Source organism: Lentzea sp. CC55, assembly GCF_021056325.1.
Lineage (GTDB): Bacteria > Actinomycetota > Actinomycetes > Mycobacteriales > Pseudonocardiaceae > Lentzea > Lentzea jiangxiensis.
This window is the reverse complement of sequence record NZ_JAJCXE010000023.1, coordinates 137159-157978: the sequence shown is the minus strand read 5'-3', so window position 1 is coordinate 157978 and position 20820 is coordinate 137159. Positions and strand designations below refer to the sequence as shown.

General features: G+C 71.3%; 14 protein-coding genes and 1 riboswitch. Of the genes, 5 read left to right on the top strand and 9 right to left on the bottom strand.

Annotated features, from left to right (window positions below; all coding sequences use genetic code 11):
• Nucleotides 1-133: 133 nt before the first annotated feature.
• Both L6E10_RS21305 and L6E10_RS21300 read right to left on the bottom strand, forming a co-directional pair.
• Entirely contained in the window at nt 134-1771 is a 1638-nt protein-coding gene (locus L6E10_RS21305) for a glycosyl hydrolase family 8 (protein ID WP_236221280.1), read from the bottom strand.
• A gap of 92 nt (nt 1772-1863) precedes the next feature.
• On the bottom strand, nt 1864-2697 hold the full coding sequence (locus L6E10_RS21300) for a patatin-like phospholipase family protein (protein ID WP_236221279.1): 834 nt from the start codon (nt 2695-2697) through the stop codon (nt 1864-1866).
• A gap of 64 nt (nt 2698-2761) precedes the next feature.
• Nucleotides 2762-2843: riboswitch (S-adenosyl-L-homocysteine riboswitch) on the top strand.
• A gap of 13 nt (nt 2844-2856) precedes the next feature.
• Between L6E10_RS21300 and metH the strand changes: the two genes are divergently transcribed.
• The 3 genes from metH (at nt 2857) to L6E10_RS21285 (ending at nt 9506) form a co-directional block, all read left to right on the top strand.
• Nucleotides 2857-6429, top strand: a complete 3573-nt coding sequence (gene metH / locus L6E10_RS21295) for a methionine synthase (protein ID WP_236221278.1) — start codon at nt 2857-2859, stop codon at nt 6427-6429.
• A 123-nt stretch (nt 6430-6552) separates the two neighbouring features.
• Entirely contained in the window at nt 6553-7587 is a 1035-nt protein-coding gene (locus L6E10_RS21290) for a sugar ABC transporter substrate-binding protein (RefSeq protein ID WP_236221277.1), read from the top strand.
• Nucleotides 7584-9506, top strand: coding sequence for an EAL domain-containing protein (locus tag L6E10_RS21285; protein ID WP_236221276.1), 1923 nt, complete (start codon nt 7584-7586; stop codon nt 9504-9506). Before L6E10_RS21290 ends, L6E10_RS21285 begins: the two co-directional genes overlap by 4 nt.
• Here the strand turns inward: L6E10_RS21285 and L6E10_RS21280 are convergent.
• The 3 genes from L6E10_RS21280 to L6E10_RS21270 all read right to left on the bottom strand — a co-directional run bounded on the left by L6E10_RS21280 (nt 9497) and on the right by L6E10_RS21270 (nt 14102).
• The gene (locus tag L6E10_RS21280; protein ID WP_236221275.1) at nt 9497-10432 is read right to left on the bottom strand and encodes an aminoglycoside phosphotransferase family protein; all 936 of its coding nucleotides are present in this window, start codon (nt 10430-10432) and stop codon (nt 9497-9499) included. The two genes, L6E10_RS21285 and L6E10_RS21280, sit on opposite strands and share 10 nt — an antisense overlap.
• Nucleotides 10433-10566: 134 nt before the next feature.
• Nucleotides 10567-13572: an amidohydrolase family protein gene (locus tag L6E10_RS21275; protein ID WP_236221274.1), complete on the bottom strand. Its 3006-nt coding sequence runs from the start codon at nt 13570-13572 to the stop codon at nt 10567-10569.
• Between the two features lie 140 nt (nt 13573-13712).
• On the bottom strand, nt 13713-14102 hold the full coding sequence (locus tag L6E10_RS21270) for a hypothetical protein (protein WP_236221273.1): 390 nt from the start codon (nt 14100-14102) through the stop codon (nt 13713-13715).
• 175 nt (nt 14103-14277) lie between these two features.
• On the opposite strand from L6E10_RS21270, the gene L6E10_RS21265 reads away from it, so the two are divergent.
• Nucleotides 14278-15432 (top strand): metallophosphoesterase, encoded by a 1155-nt coding sequence (locus L6E10_RS21265; protein ID WP_236221272.1) that lies wholly within the window; start codon nt 14278-14280, stop codon nt 15430-15432.
• Here the strand turns inward: L6E10_RS21265 and L6E10_RS21260 are convergent.
• Both L6E10_RS21260 and L6E10_RS21255 read right to left on the bottom strand, forming a co-directional pair.
• Nucleotides 15419-15949, bottom strand: a complete 531-nt coding sequence (locus L6E10_RS21260) for a histidine phosphatase family protein (RefSeq protein WP_236221271.1) — start codon at nt 15947-15949, stop codon at nt 15419-15421. The genes L6E10_RS21265 and L6E10_RS21260 overlap by 14 nt on opposite strands.
• Nucleotides 15946-16821, bottom strand: coding sequence for a hypothetical protein (locus tag L6E10_RS21255; RefSeq protein ID WP_236221270.1), 876 nt, complete (start codon nt 16819-16821; stop codon nt 15946-15948). The genes L6E10_RS21260 and L6E10_RS21255 overlap by 4 nt, the downstream gene beginning before the upstream one ends.
• Before the next feature lie 250 nt (nt 16822-17071).
• Here L6E10_RS21255 and L6E10_RS21250 point away from each other — a divergent pair, with 250 nt between their 5' ends.
• Nucleotides 17072-18184 (top strand): hypothetical protein, encoded by a 1113-nt coding sequence (locus tag L6E10_RS21250; protein ID WP_236221269.1) that lies wholly within the window; start codon nt 17072-17074, stop codon nt 18182-18184.
• Here the strand turns inward: L6E10_RS21250 and L6E10_RS21245 are convergent.
• Both L6E10_RS21245 and L6E10_RS21240 read right to left on the bottom strand, forming a co-directional pair.
• The gene (locus L6E10_RS21245; RefSeq protein ID WP_236221268.1) at nt 18162-19343 is read right to left on the bottom strand and encodes an MFS transporter; all 1182 of its coding nucleotides are present in this window, start codon (nt 19341-19343) and stop codon (nt 18162-18164) included. The genes L6E10_RS21250 and L6E10_RS21245 overlap by 23 nt on opposite strands.
• Nucleotides 19344-19407: 64 nt before the next feature.
• A complete protein-coding gene (locus L6E10_RS21240; RefSeq protein ID WP_236221267.1) occupies nt 19408-20760 on the bottom strand; it encodes a gamma-glutamyltransferase in 1353 nt (450 codons plus the stop codon).
• Between the last annotated feature and the right edge of the window lie 60 nt (nt 20761-20820).

Below are 20820 nucleotides of genomic sequence, written 5' to 3'. Positions count from 1 at the left end.
ACCGAGCAACCGGCAGCCGCCCGACTCACCAGGCGTGCCGTCAACCCGCGAACGGCGCCGGCCCGGCTTTGGATCAGGTTGGCGGGTCCGGGGCGAGCCCCGGCCACGCGGAAAGCCGCTCCAACGCAACCACCTACGGCACCCAGTGGTTGCCGGTCACCGTGATCATCACCTGGAGCTGGATGCTCGCCGAGAAGTAGCTGCTGGAGTCGATCGGCGTCTGGAGCATCTTGCCCCACAACGCGTCCAGCCACGCCTGGCTACCGGGGTCGGTCGCGGCCACGACGGCGAACGGTGCGAAGAACGCCGCCGCGCTGCCGCCGGAGAGCTGCGTGCCGTCGAGGTGGTAGCCCGTGGCGATGCCGTTCGGGTCGCCGCCGGTCTTCGCCCTCACCCACGTGTTGAGCTTGCGGGCCGCCGCCAGCGACGCCGGGTCACCACTGGTCACCGCGTCCGCGCCGATCCGCCACGGCACGCGGCACGCGTTCCAGTAGTACCTGCCGTCGTTGGCGCTCTCGAGCACCTGCCCGGCCGGAGGGCGCGGCGCGGAGTTCGTGTTCTCCACGAAGTCCGGTAGCAGCCCGGTGTTCGGCGCGTAGTCCCGCTGGAGCCGCGCCATCAGGTTCTGGTGCGCGGTGCGGATCGTGTCCCACGCCGGGTCACCGGTCGCCTTGCGGAACGCCCGGAAGTGGTCGGCCATCCAGTCCGACGACCGCGAGAGGTAGTGGTACTGGCTGCCCGCACTCGCCCAGTCGCCGAGCTTGAGCAGGTTCGTCGACGGGTTGACCTCGCTGGCCTTGATCGCGTTGATGTGCCGGATCGCCAGCTGCCTGTAGTCATGGGTACCGGAACTGCCCCACTGCCGGTCGGCGAGCAGCAACCCGTAGGCCACGTCGAGGTCGCCGTCCGTGGCGGCGTCACCGCCGTTGACGCTGCGGCAGTTCACGTCCTGTTCGGCCGCGAGCAGGTCCGGGTTGATTGACGACGGGTGGTCGATCTTCCACTTCACCAGGCCGTCGAAGATCCTGCGGGCGTCCGGGTCCGCGCCCGCCATCGTGGCGACGACGACCATGCCGTAGCCCTGGGCCTCGGCGACGTACGGGTGGTCCGCGTCGGGCGAGATCACCTGGTACCAGCCGTTGCCGCAGTTCTGCCGCACGAACGCGGACTTCCAGCGCCGGTAGTAGTCCACCACCTGCGCGTCCAGGGTGGCCGTGCCGCCGGACGGGCGGAGGATCCCCGCCGCGTACGGCTGCTGCCTGCTGCCGAACGGCACCGCGACCCCGGTGGGCGGCGGGGTGCCGTAGACCTCGAACTCCCAGAGCGAGTAGCCCCACTCCGTGGCACGGGCCGTGCCGTGCACCCGCACGTACCGGCCGGTGCCGGAAACGGTCAGGTCGTCGACGCCGCCGTCACCGCTGCCGGTCGAGTAGACGTCCGTCCACACGGCACCGTCCGCCGACGTCTGCACCTGGTACGCCCTGGCGTGCGCGGTCTCCCAGTGCAGGCGCACCCGGCTCACCGAGTGCGCCGAGCCCAGGTCGACCCGGATCCACTCGGGATCGCGTCCCTCCACCGAGGCCCAGCGGGTCGACGTGCTGCCGTCGACCGCCTTGCCCGCCTCGAGCCCGGCGGCCTCGACCGAGGAGGCCGTCACCGCCTTGCCGCGGGAGACCAGCGGATCCGCCGCCGTCGCGCTGGTCGTCCCTGTCGCGAGGAGCCCGAGCACGAGCGTCCCCAACAGCCACTTCCTGGCCACGAACCACCTCATGCCTATTGGTTAACAAACCTGCCTGATCGCGGTCGGCGCGACAGTAGGCCGGTTCGCCACCTCCGGACAAGAGGTGTGCCCCACTTGTCCGATTACCTGTCCCAGACCTTCCGAACGGCGTCGGCGATCGAGGCGGCCTGGGCCCGGCCGGCCTCGGCCGCGGGCTTGCGCCGGGCCGGGTCCAGCAGGTTCGTGCCGATGGCGGCCAGCGCCTGCTCGTCGGGGCTGATCACGATCGACGGCACCCCGAGCTTCGCGGCCTGCGCCTGCGGCGTCGCGGCGGCACTGGCGGCGCGCGTCAACGGCGCCACGACCACCACGCGCTCGTAGCCCGCCGCCAGGTCGACGTTCGCGACCGACCGCATGCCGCCGTCCATGTACCGGCTGCCGCCGATGGTGACCGGCGGCCACACCAGCGGCACGGCGCAGCTCGACGCCACCGCCTTCACGAGCGGCACCCCGCTGCCCCGGTCGAACGCGACGAACTTCCCGGTCGTGGCGTCCACGGCGGTCACCTTGAGCGCGCGGTCCGGCCAGTCCCTGGTGGACAGCCGGCTGTCGAACACCGCGAGCCGCGACTCCTCGGACGGCGTGCGGGCCTTCAGCGCGGCACGGCCCAGCCGGGCGCGCTTCGCCGCGGGCTTGCCGGGCATCACGTAGGAGAGCGCGTACCTCGCCAGCATCCACGGGGTCAGCCGGGCCGGGAGCTCCCCGTCCGGCGGCAGCAGCTGGCCCGCGTAGAGGTCGGCGAGCGCCGAGCCGCCCGCCAGCTCGGTGGCCACCACCGACCCCGCCGACGTGCCCACGAACAGGTCGGCCTCCGCCAGGTCGACGCCCTGTTCGGCGAGTCCGTGCAAAAGCCCTGTCTCCCAGGCGATTCCGGTGACACCACCGCCACCCAGCACCACTGCGCGTTGTCCGGTCACGCCCACCATCCTATGGAGTGGGACGGGTTCCTGGTCCATGGTCGGTGTTGGTAGCCTTGGCGGCGAAGCCGAGAAGCGCTGCAACGGGCCCGCGGGCCTGCCACGCTCGGCTTTGCACCACCAAGGAACAAGGGCGCTTCCGACTTTTCGGGAGCGCGCGTGGCCGGTTTGAAGTCCTTGCTGAACCAGCGGATCGCCGTGCTCGACGGCGCCTGGGGCACGATGTTCCAGCAGGCGGGACTGTCCCCGGCCGACTACTACGGCACCGAGTTCGGCGACCACCACCTCGACGTCGCGGGCGACCCGGACCTGCTGAACCTCACCCGGCCGGACCTGGTGCTCGACGTGCACCGGCAGTACCTCGCGGCGGGCGCGGACATCACGACGACCAACACGTTCACCGCCACCTCGATCGGCCAGGCCGACTACGGGCTGGAGCACCGCGTCCGCGACATGAACATCGCCGGCGCGCGGCTCGCCCGCCAGGCCGCGGACGAGTTCGGCGGCCGGTTCGTGGCCGGGTCGGTCGGGCCGCTCAACGTCACGCTGTCGCTGTCGCCCAAGGTCGAGGACCCGGCGTTCCGCGCCGTGACGTTCGACCAGGTGAAGGCCTCCTACGCGGAGCAGATCTCGGCGCTGCGCGAGGGCGGCGTCGACCTGCTGCTGATCGAGACGATCTTCGACACCCTGAACTGCAAGGCCGCCATCGCCGCGGCCCGCGAGGTCGCGCCCGACCTGCCGCTGTGGATCTCGGTGACGATCGTCGACCTGTCCGGCCGCACCCTCTCCGGCCAGACCGTCGAGGCGTTCTGGGACTCGATCGCGCACGCCGAACCGCTCGTCGTCGGCGTGAACTGCTCGCTGGGCGCCGAGGAGATGCGCCCGCACGTCACGGAACTGGCGCGTCTCGCGAACACCTACGTCGCCTGCCACCCGAACGCGGGCCTGCCCAACGCGTTCGGCGGCTACGACCAGACACCGGACGAGACGGCCGCTCTGCTGGAGGACTTCGCGGGCAACGGCATCGTCAACGTCGTCGGCGGCTGCTGCGGCACCTCCCCCGCGCACATCAGGGCCATCGCCGACGCCGTGCGCGGAAGGGCGCCGCGCGAGGTCGCGGCCTCCCGCCGCGCCACCCGGTTCAGCGGCCTGGAGACGTTCGAGATCGGCCCCGACACCGGGTTCGTCATGATCGGCGAGCGCACCAACGTCACCGGCTCGGCCAAGTTCCGCAGGCTCATCGAGGCCGACGACCACCAGGCGGCGCTCGACGTGGCGCTGGAGCAGGTGCGCGGGGGCGCGAACCTGCTGGACGTCAACATGGACGCCGACCTGCTCGACGGCGAGCAGGCGATGACGACGTTCCTGAACCTGATCGCGACCGAGCCGGAGATCGCCCGCATCCCGGTGATGGTCGACAGCTCGCGCTGGGGCGTGCTGGAGGCCGGCCTGCGCTGCGTGCAGGGCAAGGGCGTGGTCAACTCGATCAGCCTCAAGGAGGGCGAGGAGCCGTTCCTGCGGCAGGCCCGCACGATCCGCGACTACGGCGCCGGTGTCGTCGTGATGGCGTTCGACGAGCAGGGCCAGGCGGACACGACCGAGCGCAAGGTCGAGATCTGCGCCCGCGCGTACGACCTGCTCACCCAGCAGGCGGGGTTCCCGGCCGAGGACATCATCTTCGACCCGAACGTGCTCGCGGTGGCGACCGGCATCGAGGAGCACAACGGCTACGCCAAGGCGTTCATCGACGCCTTGCCGCTGATCAAGCAGCGGTGTCCGGGCGCGCGCACCAGCGGCGGCATCTCGAACCTCTCGTTCTCGTTCCGCGGCAACGACGTCGTCCGCGAGGCCATGCACTCGGCGTTCCTGTTCCACGCCGTCAAGGCCGGCCTGGACATGGGCATCGTCAACGCGGGCCAGCTCGTCGTCTACCAGGACATCCAGCCGGAGCTGCTGGAGCTGGTCGAGGACGTCATCTTCAACCGGCGCGAGGACGCGACGGACCGCCTCGTCGCGCACGCCGAGACCGTCAAGGGGCCCGGCCAGAAGCGCGTCGTCGACCTGTCGTGGCGCGAGGCCCCGGTCGCGAAGCGGCTCGAGCACGCGATCCTGCACGGCGTCGTCGACTTCATCGAGTCCGACGCCGAGGAGGCGCGTCAGCAGCTCCCCCGGCCCCTCGACGTCATCGAGGGCCCGCTGATGGACGGCATGAAGGTCGTCGGCGACCTGTTCGGCGCGGGCAAGATGTTCCTGCCCCAGGTCGTGAAGAGCGCCCGCGTGATGAAGCGCGCGGTCGCGTACCTGGAGCCGTTCATGGACGCCGAGCCGAAGGCGACGGCCGGCGGCAACGGCAAGGTCGTGCTCGCCACGGTCAAGGGCGACGTCCACGACATCGGCAAGAACATCGTCGGCGTCGTGCTGGGCTGCAACAACTACGAGGTGGTCGACCTCGGCGTGATGGTCCCCGCCGCGAAGATCCTCGACACGGCGATCAAGGAGCACGCCGACGTCATCGGCCTGTCCGGGCTGATCACGCCGTCGCTGGACGAGATGGTCTCGGTCGCCGAGGAGATGCAGCGGCGCGGCATGAAGCTGCCGCTGCTGATCGGTGGCGCCACCACGTCCCGCCAGCACACGGCCGTGAAGATCGCCCCCGTCTACGACGAGCCGGTCGTGCACGTCCTCGACGCCTCACGGGTCGTCGGCGTCGTCTCCGACCTGCTCGACGACCGCCGCGCCCACGAGCTCAACCTCGCGAACCGCGCGGAACAGGCACGGCTGCGCGAACAGCACGAGAACCGCAAGCAGGTCGCGCTGCTCGAACTCGAGGCCGCGCGCGCGAATCGGGAAAAGGTCGATTTCTCCGAACTGCCCACCCCGGCGTTCACCGGAACCCGCACGATCACGCCGTCGCTCGCGGAACTGCGCGAGTTCATCGACTGGACGTTCCTGTTCCTCGCGTGGGAACTCAAAGGCAAGTTCCCCGCGATCCTCGAACAGCCCGTGGCGCGCGAACTGTACGACGACGCGACGGCGTTGCTCGACGAAATCGTCAAGGGAGACCTGTTCACCGCAAAGGGCGTCTACGGCTACTGGCCCGCGCATTCCGACGGTGACGACATCCGCCTCGACAACGGCGTGCTCATTCCGATGCTGCGCCAGCAGACGAAAAAGCCGCTCTCGCGCCCGAACCGGTGCCTCGCGGACTACGTGGCACCGGAAGGCGACCACATCGGCGGTTTCGCGGTGACGATCCTCGGCGCCGAGAAGCTGGCCGCGCACTACGAGGCCGAGCAGGACGACTACCGCGCCATCATGGTGAAGGCGCTGGCAGACCGGCTCGCCGAGGCGTTCGCCGAGTGGATCCACCTGCGGGCCCGCCGCGACTGGTTCGAGCCGGACGCGCAGCCGCGGCTCGCCGACCTGCACGCCGAGAAGTTCCGCGGCATCCGTCCCGCTCTCGGTTACCCGGCCTGCCCGGACCACGCGGTGAAGCGCGAACTGTTCGACCTCCTCGGTGCCGAGGAAATCGGGGTGGGGCTGACTGAATCGTTTGCGATGACGCCGGCGGCGAGTGTGAGCGGGCTGATCTTCCAGCACCCGGACTCGAAGTACTTCACCGTGGGACGCCTTGGCCGCGACCAGGTCGAGGACTACGCACGCCGATACGGCAAGCCTCTCGCGGAAGTCGAGCAGTGGCTGCGCCCCAACCTGGGATATGAACCCGCCTGACACCCGCGGAACGTGAAAGCGCTTCCCGGTATGGGAGGCGTTGTCCCGATTGGCACCAAGCGATGTAGCATCGGCCGCTCCGGAGATCAATCACCTGAGAGTCGAGCGAGCCCGAGGTCATCCATGCGAGCTGCGGCACTGGTGCTGGGTCTGGTGCTGCTGGCGGGCTGCGGTGGCGCCGCCCGCTCCGAGGCGTTGCCGCACGTCGGTTTCGTCGTCAAGCGCACGGGTGGTTCGTTCGCCCAGGAGATGACCAGCGGTTTCCACGAGGGTGTCGGGCGGGTCGGCGGGGTGAGCGCGACCGTGACGGGTCCTCCCGGGCAGGACGGGCACAAGGAAGTCGAGTTGTTCCGCGATGTGATGATGGCGGCGAAAGGCGGAATCGCGGTCGCCACGTCCGAACCGGCGCTGATGGCGCCGTCGATCGGTGAGGCGCTGGCCCAGCACGTGTCCGTCATCGGCGTGGACATGCGCCTCACCGCGAGCTCCGGGGTCAGGCTGCACATCGGTAACGACAACCACGAACTCGGCGAAAAGCTGGCTGACGAGCTGATGCGCCGATTGCCCGCGGACGCGACCGGAACCGTGGTGGTCGGCAACACCGCTCCCGGACTCGCCGGTTTCGACGACCGGGCCGACGGGATCCGGGGCCGTTTCGCCGAAAAGCTACCGGGGGTAGTGGTGCTGGGGCCGTTCGACACGCAACGTGACGACGAGGCGAACCGCGACGCGTGGCGAAGACTGGTCTCGGCGAACCCGGACGCGCTCGCGTTCGTGGGAACGGGCGACTGCGACGGGGTGAGCCTCGCCGCACTGAAGACCGAGAAGTCGGCGAGGTGGCTGGTGGGCGGGTTCGGGGTCGACCCGAGAACGTTGCAGGCGGTGCGGGACGGCGCCATGGTGGCGACGATCTCACCCGAGCACTACCTCAAGGGCGCTGTGGCAGGCTGGTTGCTCGCCAGGCACGCGAAAGGCGGAGAGGTGCTGCCGCAGGGCTGGATCGAGACCCCGGGGCTCACGGTGACCACCGCGAACCTCGGCACGGTGCTGCACAGGCAGGAGTCCGAGAAGGCGCGCAGGGAGTCCTTCCAGCCTCAGATCGACAGCTTCGTCGAGGATCCGGCGAGCTGGGTGCGACCGTTGGAGCAGGCACGGTGAGCTTTGGGGAGGGCCGCGCCACCGCACGGGTGGCGACGGCGGGGCTGACGGTCGGGCTGCTGGCCCTCGCGGGGCTGGCGCTGTGGAGCAGCGTCAGCGCGCAGACCACGACCGCGCACGTGCGGCAGCTCAACGAGACCAGCGAGCGGTGGGCCCGCGTGCTGGAACACGTCAACGTCGCCGACGACGCGCTGCGCGACCTGCGGCTCAAGCGGACGCCGCAGACGATCGAGCCGGTGCGGAGCTCGGCGGGTTCGGCGCGCGGCGAGCTGGAGTGGTTGCGCACCAGCGGCATGCCGTCCGATGCCGGTGTCGCCGCACGGCTGCTGCCGTTCTACGACCAGACGACGGAGATCCTGCGCAAGGTCGTCGCCGGGGACGACCCGCTGCAGGCCGACCAGGCCGGGCTCGCGCACTTGTCGCTGCGGCGCCAGATCTCCGCGCAGATCGGGGCGAAGCGCCTCGACACCACCGAGTACCTGCGCGCGGCCGACGAGAAGAACGCGCGGCTGCGGATCGCGCAGATCGCGGCGTTCGTGGTCGACGGGCTCCTGGTGGCGCTGTTCGGCATGGTGCTGCTCGGGCACCGCCGCAAGATCCTGCGCCAGGCCGCCAAGAACGAGCACGAGGCCCACCACGACGCCCTGACCGGTCTCGCGAACCGCACGCTGCTCGCGCGCCGGATGGAGACCGCCGTCGACAAGGCGCGCAGGAAGGACGAGCCGCTGGCGTTGCTGATCGTGGACCTCGACAGGTTCAAGGAGGTCAACGACTCGCTCGGCCACCACATCGGCGACCTGCTGCTGCGCCAGGTGGCGAACCGCCTCTCGTGGGCGGTGCGCGACACGGACCTGGTGGCGCGCCTGGGCGGCGACGAGTTCGCCGTCCTGCTGCCGGGCGTCGGCTCGGCCGAGAACGCCGGCATGGTCGCGGAGAAGATCCTGCAGGCGCTGGCCATGCCGGTGACGCTGGAGGGCCTGGAGCTCGAGATAGCGGGCAGCGTCGGCGTGGCGCTGTGCCCGGCGGACTCCGGTGACGGCCACGAACTGCTGCGGCACGCGGACATAGCGATGTACGCGGCCAAGCGCGAAAAGTCCGGCGTCGCCGTGTACGACGCACGCCTGCACGAACGCGGCGCCGCCCACCTGACCGCCGTGACGGAGCTGCGGCACGCCATCGACCGCGGCGAGCTGTTCCTGCAGTACCAGCCGAAGGCCCTGGCCAACACGGGCGTGGTGTGCGGTGTCGAGGCCCTGGCCCGCTGGCAGCACCCGACGCGCGGCCTGGTGCGCCCGGACGAGTTCATCCCGGTCGCCGAGGAGAACGGCCTCATCGAGCCGCTGACCCGCTACGTGATCGACGCGGCGCTGCGCCAGTGCCGCGCCTGGTCCGACGCGGGCTGGGAGGTGCCGGTGTCGGTGAACGTGGGCGCCGCCTGCCTGCACCACACCGAGTTCCCCGGCGACGTGGCCGACCTGATCAAGCGCCACGGCCTGCCCGCGCGCCTGCTGACCCTGGAGATCACCGAGTCGGCCATCATCTCCGACCCGGACCGCGCGGTGGAGGTGCTGCGCGGCCTGACCGAGCTCGGCGTGCGGCTCTCGATCGACGACTTCGGCACCGGCTACTCGTCGATCTCGTACCTGCGCAGCATGCGGGTGCACGAGATGAAGCTCGACCGGTCGTTCGTGACGCACATGTGCACCGACGCGGGTGACTCGGCGATCGTGCACGCCCTGGTGGCTCTCGCCCGCAACTTCGGGTTGCAGGCCGTCGCGGAGGGCGTGGAGGACCAGGACACCTGGACCGCGCTGGCCGAGGCCGGCTGCGACGTGGTGCAGGGGTACTTCCTCAGCGAGCCGCTGCCCGCCGAGGAGGTCGTGTCCTGGCTCGGTGACCGGGCGGCGGCTCACGCGTAGGGGTCGGTGCCCCGCCACTGGTCGAGGAACGGCCGCATGAACTCGACCATGGCGGGCAGCTGGTCCGCGCACGACAGGTAGGCGAGCACCCGGATCGCGCCGACGGCGTTGACGAACCGGAGCACCTCCGGGTCGAGCTCGCGCAGCCCGTTCTTCCGCGCGCCCCGGTCGTAGGCGGCGGTGAGCTCCGGCCCGAGGCCGGCGAGGTCCCACTCGACCGGCCCGTACGTGATGAGCTCGAAGTCGGAGAACAGCGGCCCGTCCGTGCTCGCGAAGATGTTCGCGGGCGGCGAGTCTCCGTGGATCGGCTGCAGGTCCACCTGCGGGAACTTCGCCCGGAACGCCGCCTCGTCGCTGGCGAGGGGCTCCAGCACCTCCCACTCGGCCCAGGCGCGCCGCAGGTCGGCCTCCGTGACGAGGTCCCCGCCCTCGAGCCGCCGCAGGCCTTCCCGGACGAACCGCGGTTCCGCCGACGACAGGAACTCCAGTTCGCCGGGGTAGTCCCGCAGCGCCCTGTGCAGGTCGGCGCTGAGCTCGGAGTTCTTGACGTAGTCGGGTTCGGACGACCTGTCCTCGTCGGTGAACGGCCAGAACGTGATGGAGAACCCGTCGCGCCGCACGGGCTTGCGCTCGACCAGCGGGCTCGGCGGGATCACCGGCGTGCCCCGGTCGTGCAGCCACTGCGCCACGTCGAGCTCCTGCTGCTGACGCTGCGCGAGGCTCTCGGGCGTCGTGGTGTGCGGCAGGACGGTCGGGACGCGTGCCACGACGGGGGACGGGGCGAGGTGGACGACGACGGAGAACAGCTCGTAGAGCACCTTGCCCTCGGTGATCTCCAGGCCGAGTTCGCGACCCGCGGCCACGGCGGCGTCGCGGGCCGCGGCGGTGCGGTGGGCGATGTCTTCGGGGGTCGCGAAGGCTGTCATGGCCGGGATCGTGTCACGACGGCGCGGGTGGCCGCAGATCATTTACGGCGGCCCGCACCGGCGACGGCTTCGTGGCGTGCGCCTGACCACGGCTCATCTCGGACGGGCCGCTCCCGCTTCGACGTCGTGCCGGCTCAGTGGTCGCAGCAGACCCGCTCGGCCCACTCCGGCTCGTGCCACCAGTGCTTCTTCTCCGCCGAACGCAACGGCTCGAGCGCCGCCGACATCGCGAGAGCCGGCGTCTGCCGGTACGGCTCGAGCAGGTCGGGCACGCTGTGGAGCCGCCCACCCACCATCACCTGCCGCACGGCGGCCGCGGCCTTGATGTCCGCCAGCGGATCCCCCTCGACGAAAGCGATGTCGGCGGGCGCGCCGGGCTTGATCGCGCCGAGCGGCAGGCCCAGCCACCTCGCCGGGTTGCGGGTCGCGGTGATGAGCGCTTCCCGTGGTGTGAAGCCGTATTCGACGAGGGCGCGCAGGTTCATGTGCGTCGCGGTGGCGGGGCTGTCGAGCGGTGCGTCGGTGCCGGTGATGACGAACCCGCCGCCGCGGTGGACCTCGAGCGCCAGCTCGACCCAGCCGCGCAGGATCGCGCGCGACGACGTGCCGGACGGGGTGCCCTGGCCGTTGGCGTCGGCGACGTAGCGCTCGTACTCCCACGGCGGGTAGAGCACGCGGGTGCGTTCGTCGGTGACGAGCGACTTGTCGGTGTCGTAGAGGGCGCGCGACTGGAAGAGCGTGGGCGTGATGGACATGCCGGAGCGGGTGAACAGGGCCACCACGTCCTGGTACGCCCTGCCCTGGCGGGTGATCGTGTGGGAGTAGCCGAGGCGGTTGGTGGCGCCGACGTGCTCCATGCCGTGCATGCCGATGTTCGCGGCCGGGTAGAGGTAGTGGCTGGAGAGCGGCACCCGTGACCGCTGCACGGCGGCGCGTTGCAGCTCCACCGGCAGGCGGACGTAGGTCTTGAGCAGGTCGTAGCCGAGCTCGTGGGCGCGGCGCAGTTCGAGGTCGAGCTGCGCCCTGCTGAGCGTCGGCCGCATGAAGTTGTAGTAGACGCGGGAGCCGTCGACCGCCTCGCCGGTCGCGTAGAACCGCGGCCCCGTCAGGGTTCCCGCGGCGAGCGCCTCCCTGGTCTCGACCATCTGGTAGACCGGGTCTCCGGGTGAGCGGACGGTCGTGACGCCGTACGCGAGCCAGACGTTGCCCTGCCGCGCGCCCCACTGGCGGCCGCGCAGGTGCCAGTGGTTGTGGGCGTCGATCAGCCCGGGGATGGCGGTCAGGCCCGACGCGTCGACGTCGGCCCGTCCCCGCTGCGGCCGGACCTCCTCGACCCTGCCGTTCGCCACGACGATGTCGACGTCGCGCCGGAGCCGGTGCGCCTCGCCGTCCCAGCAGGCGCCGACGCGGATCACCCTGCGCTCAGGGGGCTTCGGCCTGCGCCACGTCAGGCCGTGGCGGATCGTCGTGACCCTGCCGTCCAAAGTGGACTTCCGAAGCCAGCCGTTGTTCAGGTACACCAGCGCATCGTTGCCGTGCCACGCCAACGAGTCGGTGACCTCGTTCGTCACCCTGCGCGGCTCGCCCCGGAACGTGCCCCTGGCGTCGACCGGCACGACCCACGCGACGCTCTCCACGACGAACGCGAGGTGCCTGCCGTCCGGCGACCACACGGGGCCGTCGTCGCCGCGGGTCGCGATGGAGCGGAAGGGCATCGGCTCGGTGTACGTCAGCTCACCGCTCGCGAGGTCGACGCTCAGGACCTGGCTGGTGCCCTCGCGGAACCGCCGCGAGAACGGCTTCACCGCCGCCAGCGCGACCGTGCCGCCGTCCTTCGACCAGGTCGGCCGGCCAGGCTGGAACAACGCGGGCGTGACCTGCCTGCGCGCCTGCCGGTCCGTGATCCACACCTGGCCGTCCTGGTCGAGGTACGCGACCCGCGTCCCGTCCGGCGAGAACCGGGGCGTGGTCTGCGCGTGCGGTGCGGGCGCGAACAGCTCGTCCTCGCCCGAGGCCAGGTCGCGGATCCGGAGCTGCGCAACGCCGGTCCGGTCGCTCGCGTAGACGAGCTTCCCGCCGTCGGGCGAGAAGTCCGGGTCCGAGTCGAAGTACCGGCCGTCGGTCAGCTTCACGGCCTTGCCGTCGCTGAGCAGGTACAGCGCGTTCAACGCCCGGAACGCGATCTTCCCGTCGCTCGACACGACCGGGCTCGCGATGCCCTTCACCGCGCCACCGGTGAGGTTCCGGGCCCGGTGCTGCCCGCGGTTCTCCCGCACCGGAACCGTCGCCTCGAACGGGATGTCCTCCGTGGACCCGCGGGTGAGGCTGCGGATCTTGCCGTCCGCCGTGTAGAGAACGCTGTCACCGTCCCAGACCGGCGCGAACCCGAAGACGTCCTGCCCGCTCACGACCGCGGTCGTGCCGAGCACGAGGTCTGCCTGACCGGGCCGCATCCGCGTGTAGCAGGGCTGATCGCCAGGCCCGAACGCCGCACCGAACAGCTGCGTGCCCGCGGGCGCCGTGACGAGCCGTTCACGCTTGCCGTCGAGCGTCACGGTGTCGACCGCCGCGTTGCCGACGGTGAAGATGATCCGCGTGCCGTCGGCGGACCACTGCGGTGCCGCTGCCTCGTCCGGCACACCGGTGAGCTGCGTGATCTGGTTCGTGGCCACGTCGAGCACGTGCACGCCGTAGCTGCCGGCCCGGTCGCTGACGAACGCGATGCGCTTGCCGTCGGGCGAGAAGGCGGGCTCGCGGTGGTCGTACCGGCCGGACGTGAGCTGCTCCAACCCGCGGCCGTCGAACCCGATGACGTACAGGTGGTAGTTGCCGTCCCGGTAGGACTGGAACGCGATCCGGTTGCCGGGCCCGAAAGAGGGCAGCGTGGCGTCCTGCAGCTCGTCGGTGAGCTTGCGCGCCTCCCCGCCCGAAGCCGGCAGCACCCAGATGGCGGTGACGAGGTCGATGGCGAGCCACCGGCCGTCCCGCGAGCGCGCGACCGAGATGTTGGTGCCCTGTGTCAGCTTCACCCGCGACCCCGGTTCCGCCCGCGCGGCGCCGGTCGTGAGCGCGGAGGCGGCGGTGGCGACGGCGGCGGCCTGGCCGGTGCGGGTCAGCAGTTCGCGACGCGACAGTTCCATGGCGGCACTCCCCGGTGTCGATCCCCTTGGAGATCCACCCTGGCACCGCACCGCCACCGCGCCATCGACCTTTCGGAGCAGCGCCCACCAGGTGGGACGCGGACTCCGCGGCTGGGCCGTTCACCGGAACGGCCCAGGGCTCACAGCGCCAGCGCGCCCTCGATCCGCGCCACCATCGCGTCCTCGGCGTCCACCACGACACCATCCGCCTCGGCGACCTCACGGCAGATCGCGAGCACACCGCGGGGGAAGCCGGCGGCGTCCTCCGGCGACTTGGCGGCCAGCGTCTTCATCGACGAGCGCAGCGCCTCGAGGATGATCGGCTCGATCTCCTCGTCGGTCCCCGCCGGCACCGACGGGCGCGCGCCGCCCAGGACGGTGCGCAGGTCCGGCGAGAGGTTGCGCAGGGCACGCAGGCCGGCGAAGCGCTCCTCCAGCACGGGACCGGGGTCGGCGTGCGAGACCAGCAGCATCGCGCCGTACACCGCGGTGCGCAGGGTGCGGCTCTCCTCGTCGGTGTAGAAGATCATGTGACCCACTTCGAGGTTGTTGTTCCGGTGTCGATTACAAGACTCCCGAAGCTCCCGCCGGTTGCGTGGCGAACAGCGCGAACGCCTGTGACGGACGTCTACGCCGATGGGAGCGAACAAACGGCGGCCGTTGTGCGTTGAACGAGTTCCAGGCCCTTTCCAGGAGGATGGAAGCATGACGACCACCGCTGCCCGGCCCCGCGTCACGGTTCGTCGGGTGGTGTTCACGCTCGTCCTCTTCGCCGTGACGACGCTGCTGTTCTGGGTGCCCTTCGAGGGGCTGTTCGCGGCGAGCGCGGAGTGGCCGGACCCGGTCCGCCCGATCGCCGCGGTGCTGTTCGTCGCGGCGGCCATCACGATGATCGTGCTGTTCACGCGGCGCGGCAGTGACCGGGCGGCGCGCATCTCGCAGTTCCTGCTCGGCTTCGTCTGGATCGCGTTCGTCTGGACGCTGATCTCCGACGTGGTGCGGATCGGCCTGGCGGTGGCGGGGGTCGAGAACCCGTTCCGCTCCCGGTTCGTCGCGGTGCTGCTGGCCGTCCTCATCGTCACCGTGACGGTGTACGGCGTGTACGAGGCGATGCGCGTACCCCGGATCAAGCGGCAAGCCGTGACGATTCCCCGGCTCGACCCCGCGTTCGACGGCCTGACCGTCGCGGTCATCACCGACACGCACTACGGCGCCATCAACCGCGCGAAGTGGTCCCGGGGCATGGTCGACGCGGTCAACGGCCTCGGCGCGGACGTCGCCGTGCACGTCGGCGACATCGCGGACGGCACCGCCGAGCAGCGCCTGGAGCAGGCCACACCGCTCGGCGACGTCAACACCGGGCACCGCTTCTACATCACCGGCAACCACGAGTACTACTCGAACGGCCAGGGCTGGGTCGACCTCATGACCCGCCTGGGCTGGAAGGCGCTGCGCAACGAGCACGTGGTGCTGGAGCGCGGCGGCGCCAAGCTCGTGTTCGCCGGGATCGACGACGTCACGGCGAGCCACTCCGGCGAGCCCGGCCACGCCGCCGACCTCGCCACGGCGCTGCGCGGTGCCGACCCCGGCGCACCGGTCGTGCTGCTGGCGCACCAGCCGTCGGAGGTCGGGAAGTCCGTCGCGGCGGGCGTGGACCTGCAGCTGTCCGGGCACACGCACGGCGGTCAGATCTGGCCGTTCCACTACCTGGTGCGGCTGCAGCAGCCGGTGGTCGCCGGCCTGAGCAGGCACGGCGACCGCACCCAGCTCTACACCAGCCGCGGCTCCGGCTTCTGGGGCCCGCCGATGCGCGTCTTCGCGCCCAGCGAGATCACGCTGCTCACGCTCAAGGCGAGCTGAGGTGCCCGCCGTCGTTGAACCGCACCAGGCGGGGTGACTCACCGGTCGTGTAGCGGATGACGGTCAGCGCGGCGTGGTCGTGGTCCAGTGTCAGCCACCGCTCGGGCGGGGCGTCCAGGGCGTCCCGCACGAGCCAGCCGATCAGGAACGCGTGCGTCACGACCAGCACGGGGCCGTCGCCGGGGCGTGCGAACCGGGTCTCGGCCTCGTGCGCCAGGGCGGGGCCGCGGGTGCGCTCGGACTCGGGGAACCGGTCGAAGAACTCGTCGTGGTCCGGGACGAAGTGCGGCACGTACTCGTCGGCGGCCGCCTCGACGCGGCAAGGCACGCGCAGCACACCGGCGACGATCGACGCGGTCTCCGCCGTGCGGGCGGCAGGACCGTGGTGCACGGCGGCGAAACCCGTGCCCCGCAACCGTTCCGCGAGCGCCTCGGCCTGCTTGCGGCCCCGCGCCGTCAGCCGGGACCCGTCCTTCGTCGCTTCGCCGTGCCGGACCAGGTGCAGATCTCTTGTCACGCCGTGCAGTCTGCCCTGACGGCACCGGCGGCGTGATGGGCGTGGGTGGGTCCGGAGCCGTTCCAGTCCTGACCTCGGGTGAGCAGCTGCACGGTCAGGTTTCCGCTGGCCTTGAACTTCCCGGCGACGACCCACTGGCCGCGCTTGTCGACCTGCTTGATCGCGAACGACGCCATCGGGGCGCCGCCGACGCCGTTGCGGTCGAACACGTAGTACACGGTCGGGTTACCCCCGACCTGGTCGAGGTTGCCGTTCGGGATGTGCACGGAGAGCTCGCACGTGCCGGAGGCCGCGAACGTCCACATGCCGTACGCGGAGCTGTCGTCGCGGCGGGCGTCCCCGGACATCGGGATCGACACGAACGTCGAGCCGCACCGGCCGTCGCCGTGGTCGACCCAGCCCTTGCGGCCGTCGCGGTACGAGCCGACGCCGCTGAACCCGCCGCAGCCGGGGCCGGTGGTGAACGACCTGACGCCCGCGGGTGCCCTGCCCGTGTCCGGGGCGGGCGGCGGCACGGCGTTCTGCGTCGGCACCAGGCTCGGCGCGGACTCCTCCGGCAGCTCCTCCGGCGGGGTGATCAGGCCGGGGAGGTAGCTGTGCGAGGGCTGCGCGAGGTCGGTCCCGCCGTCACCGGGGTCACCGTCGAACGTCGCGACCGCGATCCCGCCGAGCACGAGCAGCGCGACGATGGCGGCGATCGCGGCGGCACGCGGCTTGAACGGGCCGTCGGCCGGCGGCTTCCGCTCCCGCGCCGCCCGGTCACCGGCCGCGGCCCAGCGAGCGGCTCCCCTGGCGCGGGCAGCCTCCATCAACGCCGGGTCGGGCGCCACGTGGCGCTCGGTCGGTGGTTCGTCGGGGAACTGGGTCGGCACGGAGCGCAGTGTGCCAGGGAGGCAGAACCACCCGAACGTGTGGTTCTTTCACGAATGGTCGTTTGTGCTCATCGCACCGCACGCCGTGCCGGTCGTCGCGATGTTCGTCTGCGCACCGTCACGACGACCGGACCGGAGCGGGTTCCGGCAAGGCCGATCACGGCCGGGGAACACCCCGCGGAACGCCCCGGTCCCGCCTCGGCCGGCGAGGTGCTGGCCAAGCCCTCGCAGCCCGTTCAGGGTGCCCGCCATGCCCTCAGGTAGACGGGCCGTCGTGCTGCTCGCCGCCCTCGTGGCGGGGTGCGGCACGGCGATCCCCGGTTCCCCCGTCGCAGGACCGCGATCACCCCTGACGTCGACCTCGCAGACCGTGACGGTCGTGCCGACGACACCACCGCCGAGCGGCGCCTCTCCCTCGTCCGCTCCGTCCCCGGCTCCTCCCGCTCCCGCCGCGAAGTTCGGCAACCCCGCCGGCACCGCCGCCGTCCCGGCCGAGGCCGCCGCCGAGGACACCTCGAAGCCCACCCGCGTGATCGGCACCGGCACGCCCGCGAGCTGCACGTCGCAGGCCGTGGTCGCCGCGGTCGCCGCGGGCGGGGTCGTCACGTTCGACTGCGGTCCGCAGGCGCACACCATCCCGATGACCGCGACCGCGAAGGTCCGCGCGAGGACGGTGCTCGACGGCGGCGGCCGGATCACGCTGAGCGGCCGGGGACAGCGCCGGCTGCTCGAGCAGAACGGTCCCCGGCTGGTCGTCCAGAACATCACCCTCGCCGACGGCAACTCGACCGGGGACACGGCCGACGGCGGGGGCGGCGGCGCCATCATGGTGCTCGGCGGCCAGCTCAAGGTCGTGAACTCGCGCTTCGCGAACAACCGCTGCGACGCGGCCGGTCCCGACCTCGGCGGCGCCGCGATCCGCGTGATCGACCGGGCCGAGAAGAAACCGGTCCACATCACCGGCAGCACGTTCGAGGGCGGCGTGTGCTCCAACGGCGGCGCGCTCAGCAGCATCGGCGCGTCGTGGGTCGTGCTCAACAGCCTGATGAAGGGCAACAAGGCCATCGGCCGCGGCGCCAACCCGGCGCGCGCGGGCACGCCGGGTGGCGGCAGCGGTGGCGCGATCTACAACGACGGCAACACGTTCACGCTGCGGATCGCCGGCACGCTGATCGAGGACAACCAGGCCGACGAGGGCGGCGGCGCGATCTTCTTCGTCAGCAACGACAGGACGGGCTCCCTGTCGGTGGAGGGCGGCTCGACGTTGCGCCGCAACCCCAGCCTCGGCTTCGAGACGATCAAGGGGATCTTCTACCTCGGCGTCGGCGAGGAGCCGCGGGTCACCGCCTCGACGGTGCGGTGAACCTGCCCGCGACCAGCAGCAGCGCCAGTCCGAGCACGCTCATCGCGAGGCTGAAGCCGTAGACCCAGCGGAAGCCCAGCCCCTGGGAGACGCCGAGCAACGCGCCCGCGACCATGCTGCCGACGATCTGGGTGTTGCTGAACATCGTCGTGGCGTGGCCGGGGCGGCCGGGGTCGAGGCTCTGGAAGTACGTGATGCCCACACCCATGATCAACGAGATGACGGTGGCGTGCAGCAGCTGCGCGGCCATCACCTGCCAGATGGCGTCGGTGAACACCATCAGTCCGTGGTAGCCCAACGCGATCACTGCGCCGATGAGCACGAGCTTGTGCTGCGACATCCGGTTCGCCAGCGAGCCGAACCACAGCATCATCGGGATTTCGAGCGCCGCGCACAGCCCCATCGCGAGCCCGGCGTCGCCGGCCGTGCCGTTCAGCTCGGTCGTGACGAACAACGGCAGGCCGCTCACCGCGAGCGCCACGGCGCCCTGCAGGAACAGGAACGCGGCGGACACGACGGTCATGTTGCCGCGTGTCGGTCCCGCAGCCTCCTCGACCGCTTCCGCCTCCTCGTCCCGAGCGGGCGGCACGGGGAGGGTGAGCGCGAGGACCGCGACGCCGAGCTGCAGCAGGGCCGTGGAGGCGAACAGGCCGACCCACCCGGTCTTCGCGACGAGCAGCGCGGCCACCGGCGGTCCGGCGACCCAGGCGACCGACAGCAGTGTGCGCAGGACGCTGACGACCATCGACGGTCCCCGGGAGACCTGGCGGCCGTACGCGAAGAGCTGCGGCAGCAACGACCCGGTGATCGCGATGAAGACGACGGACGTGCCGAGCAGGAACCAGTAGTCGCGCAGGACGGCGAACAGGCCGTAGCCGACCGCACCGGCGACACCGCCCGCGGCGAGCATGTACCGGCGCTGCACGCGGCCGTCGGACAGCTTGCCCATGACCGTGCTGGCGACGACCGACGCGAGCGGGCTCGCGATCAGGAAGAAGCCGAGCTGGAACGGCGTCACCTTGATCTCGCTCGTGAGGAAGAGCGAGTTGAACGGCAGGGCGAACGCCATCGACACGCCGGACACGACGCTGATGACGGAGAGTTGGAGGAACGTACGGGACAGGAGCGGCGAGGATCTTCTCTCGCTGAGTGCCGGCACCCGCCCATCGTGCGCGTCGAGCGGTGAATCAGGAAACCATATATCCCATTATGCGGGCAAAATCTCACACAACGACGATCGCGCCGTCCCTGCGGTGATCTGCACCACCCCTGAGCTGGCCCGATTCGGTCATTTCGACCACCTGGCAACCGCCGAAGAACATGTTCGGGGCGCGGAAGCGCGTCACCGGCAGCTCGCTTTCCGGCCGGATTCCCGGTTCGACGTGGAGGTGGTCCCCGCTCAGGTGCATCCGGGGCGCGTCGACGGCCTCCTGGGCGGGCATGCCGCGGTCGAGCACGTTCACGAGCACCTGCAGGATCGCGCCGCAGATCCGGCTCGAACCCGCGCTGCCGAGCACGAGCTCGGCGCCGCCGCGGTGCGTGACGACGGTCGGCGCCATCATCGACGGCAGGCGGTCGCCGGGCGCGTGGCTGAAGAACCCGTCCGGGGACAGGTCCTCCTCGCCCATCATGTTGTTCAGGTGCACGCCCGCGATCGAGATGCCCGAGCCTGCGCCGTTCGTGGTCGTGACGCTGCAGGCGGTGCCGTCGGCGTCGAGCACGGAGATGTGCGTGGTGGAGCCGAGGCGGTTCAGGTGCGCCTTCGGGGTGGCGAGCGCGCGCAGGAGGTCCTGCTGCGCGGGGTTGTCCGGCAACGCCTCCAGCATCTGCGTGAGCAGCGCACCGCCCGCCGCGGGTGGCGGGTTCGTGTGGATGTCACGGCCGCGGTGCCGCACGTGCAACGGTTCGCGCTCAACGGCCTCGTACGCCGCGAGGTCGGCGCGCGTGAGGTCACCGCCCTGCGAGGTGATCCAGTCGGCGATCGCGGCCGCGACGTCGCCGGTGTAGAACGGCGCGGCGCCGTCGCCGCCGAGCCGGTCGAGGGCTTCGGCGAGTTCGGGCTGCACGAGCAGTTCGCCCTCCTCGAAGGCGTTCAGGCCTGCACTGCGGGCGAGCGGCAGCAGCAACGACGTCACGTAGGCCTGGTACCGGTTCACCCGGTGGCCTTCGCGGGCGTGCATCGCCGCCGTGGCGACGAGTTCGTGCAACGGCGCCCGCCCGTACGTGGCGGCTTTCGCGGCACCCGCCGGCATGCCGTACGCGGCGACCGAGGACGGCCCGACGTGGAACTCCTGCTGCGCGTCGCCGAAGTGGACGGTGATGGGATCGAGCGGCGCCCTGTCCCCCGCCTTCCCGCGGCCCGGTGCCTCGGCGGAGAAGTCGAGCAGCACCGGGGTCCCACCGGCCGGCGCGATCATCATGTACCCGGCGGCGCCGAGGCCGGTCAGCAGCGGTTCGGTGACGCACGACGTCAGCATCGCCGCGACGGCGGCGTCCACTGCGTTCCCGCCGGCGCGCAGCATCGCCGCGCCCGCCTGTGCGGTGAGCGGGTGGCCCGCCGCGATCGCGCCTCGCACGGTCTACCTCCAGGAAGGGAAGGCGAACAACGGTAGACCCGTGCCCGATCAGCGGGCCAG

Excerpts from the sequence above, each read along its gene's own strand:
- L6E10_RS21280 (WP_236221275.1), bottom strand. The coding sequence starts at position 10,432 with ATGACAGCCTTCGCGACCCCCGAAGACATCGCCCACCGCACCGCCGCG.
- L6E10_RS21265 (WP_236221272.1), top strand. The coding sequence starts at position 14,278 with ATGACGACCACCGCTGCCCGGCCCCGCGTCACGGTTCGTCGGGTGGTG.
- L6E10_RS21305 (WP_236221280.1), bottom strand. The coding sequence starts at position 1,771 with ATGAGGTGGTTCGTGGCCAGGAAGTGGCTGTTGGGGACGCTCGTGCTC.
- L6E10_RS21270 (WP_236221273.1), bottom strand. The coding sequence starts at position 14,102 with ATGATCTTCTACACCGACGAGGAGAGCCGCACCCTGCGCACCGCGGTG.
- L6E10_RS21290 (WP_236221277.1), top strand. The coding sequence starts at position 6,553 with ATGCGAGCTGCGGCACTGGTGCTGGGTCTGGTGCTGCTGGCGGGCTGC.
- L6E10_RS21250 (WP_236221269.1), top strand. The coding sequence starts at position 17,072 with ATGCCCTCAGGTAGACGGGCCGTCGTGCTGCTCGCCGCCCTCGTGGCG.
- L6E10_RS21275 (WP_236221274.1), bottom strand. The coding sequence starts at position 13,572 with ATGGAACTGTCGCGTCGCGAACTGCTGACCCGCACCGGCCAGGCCGCC.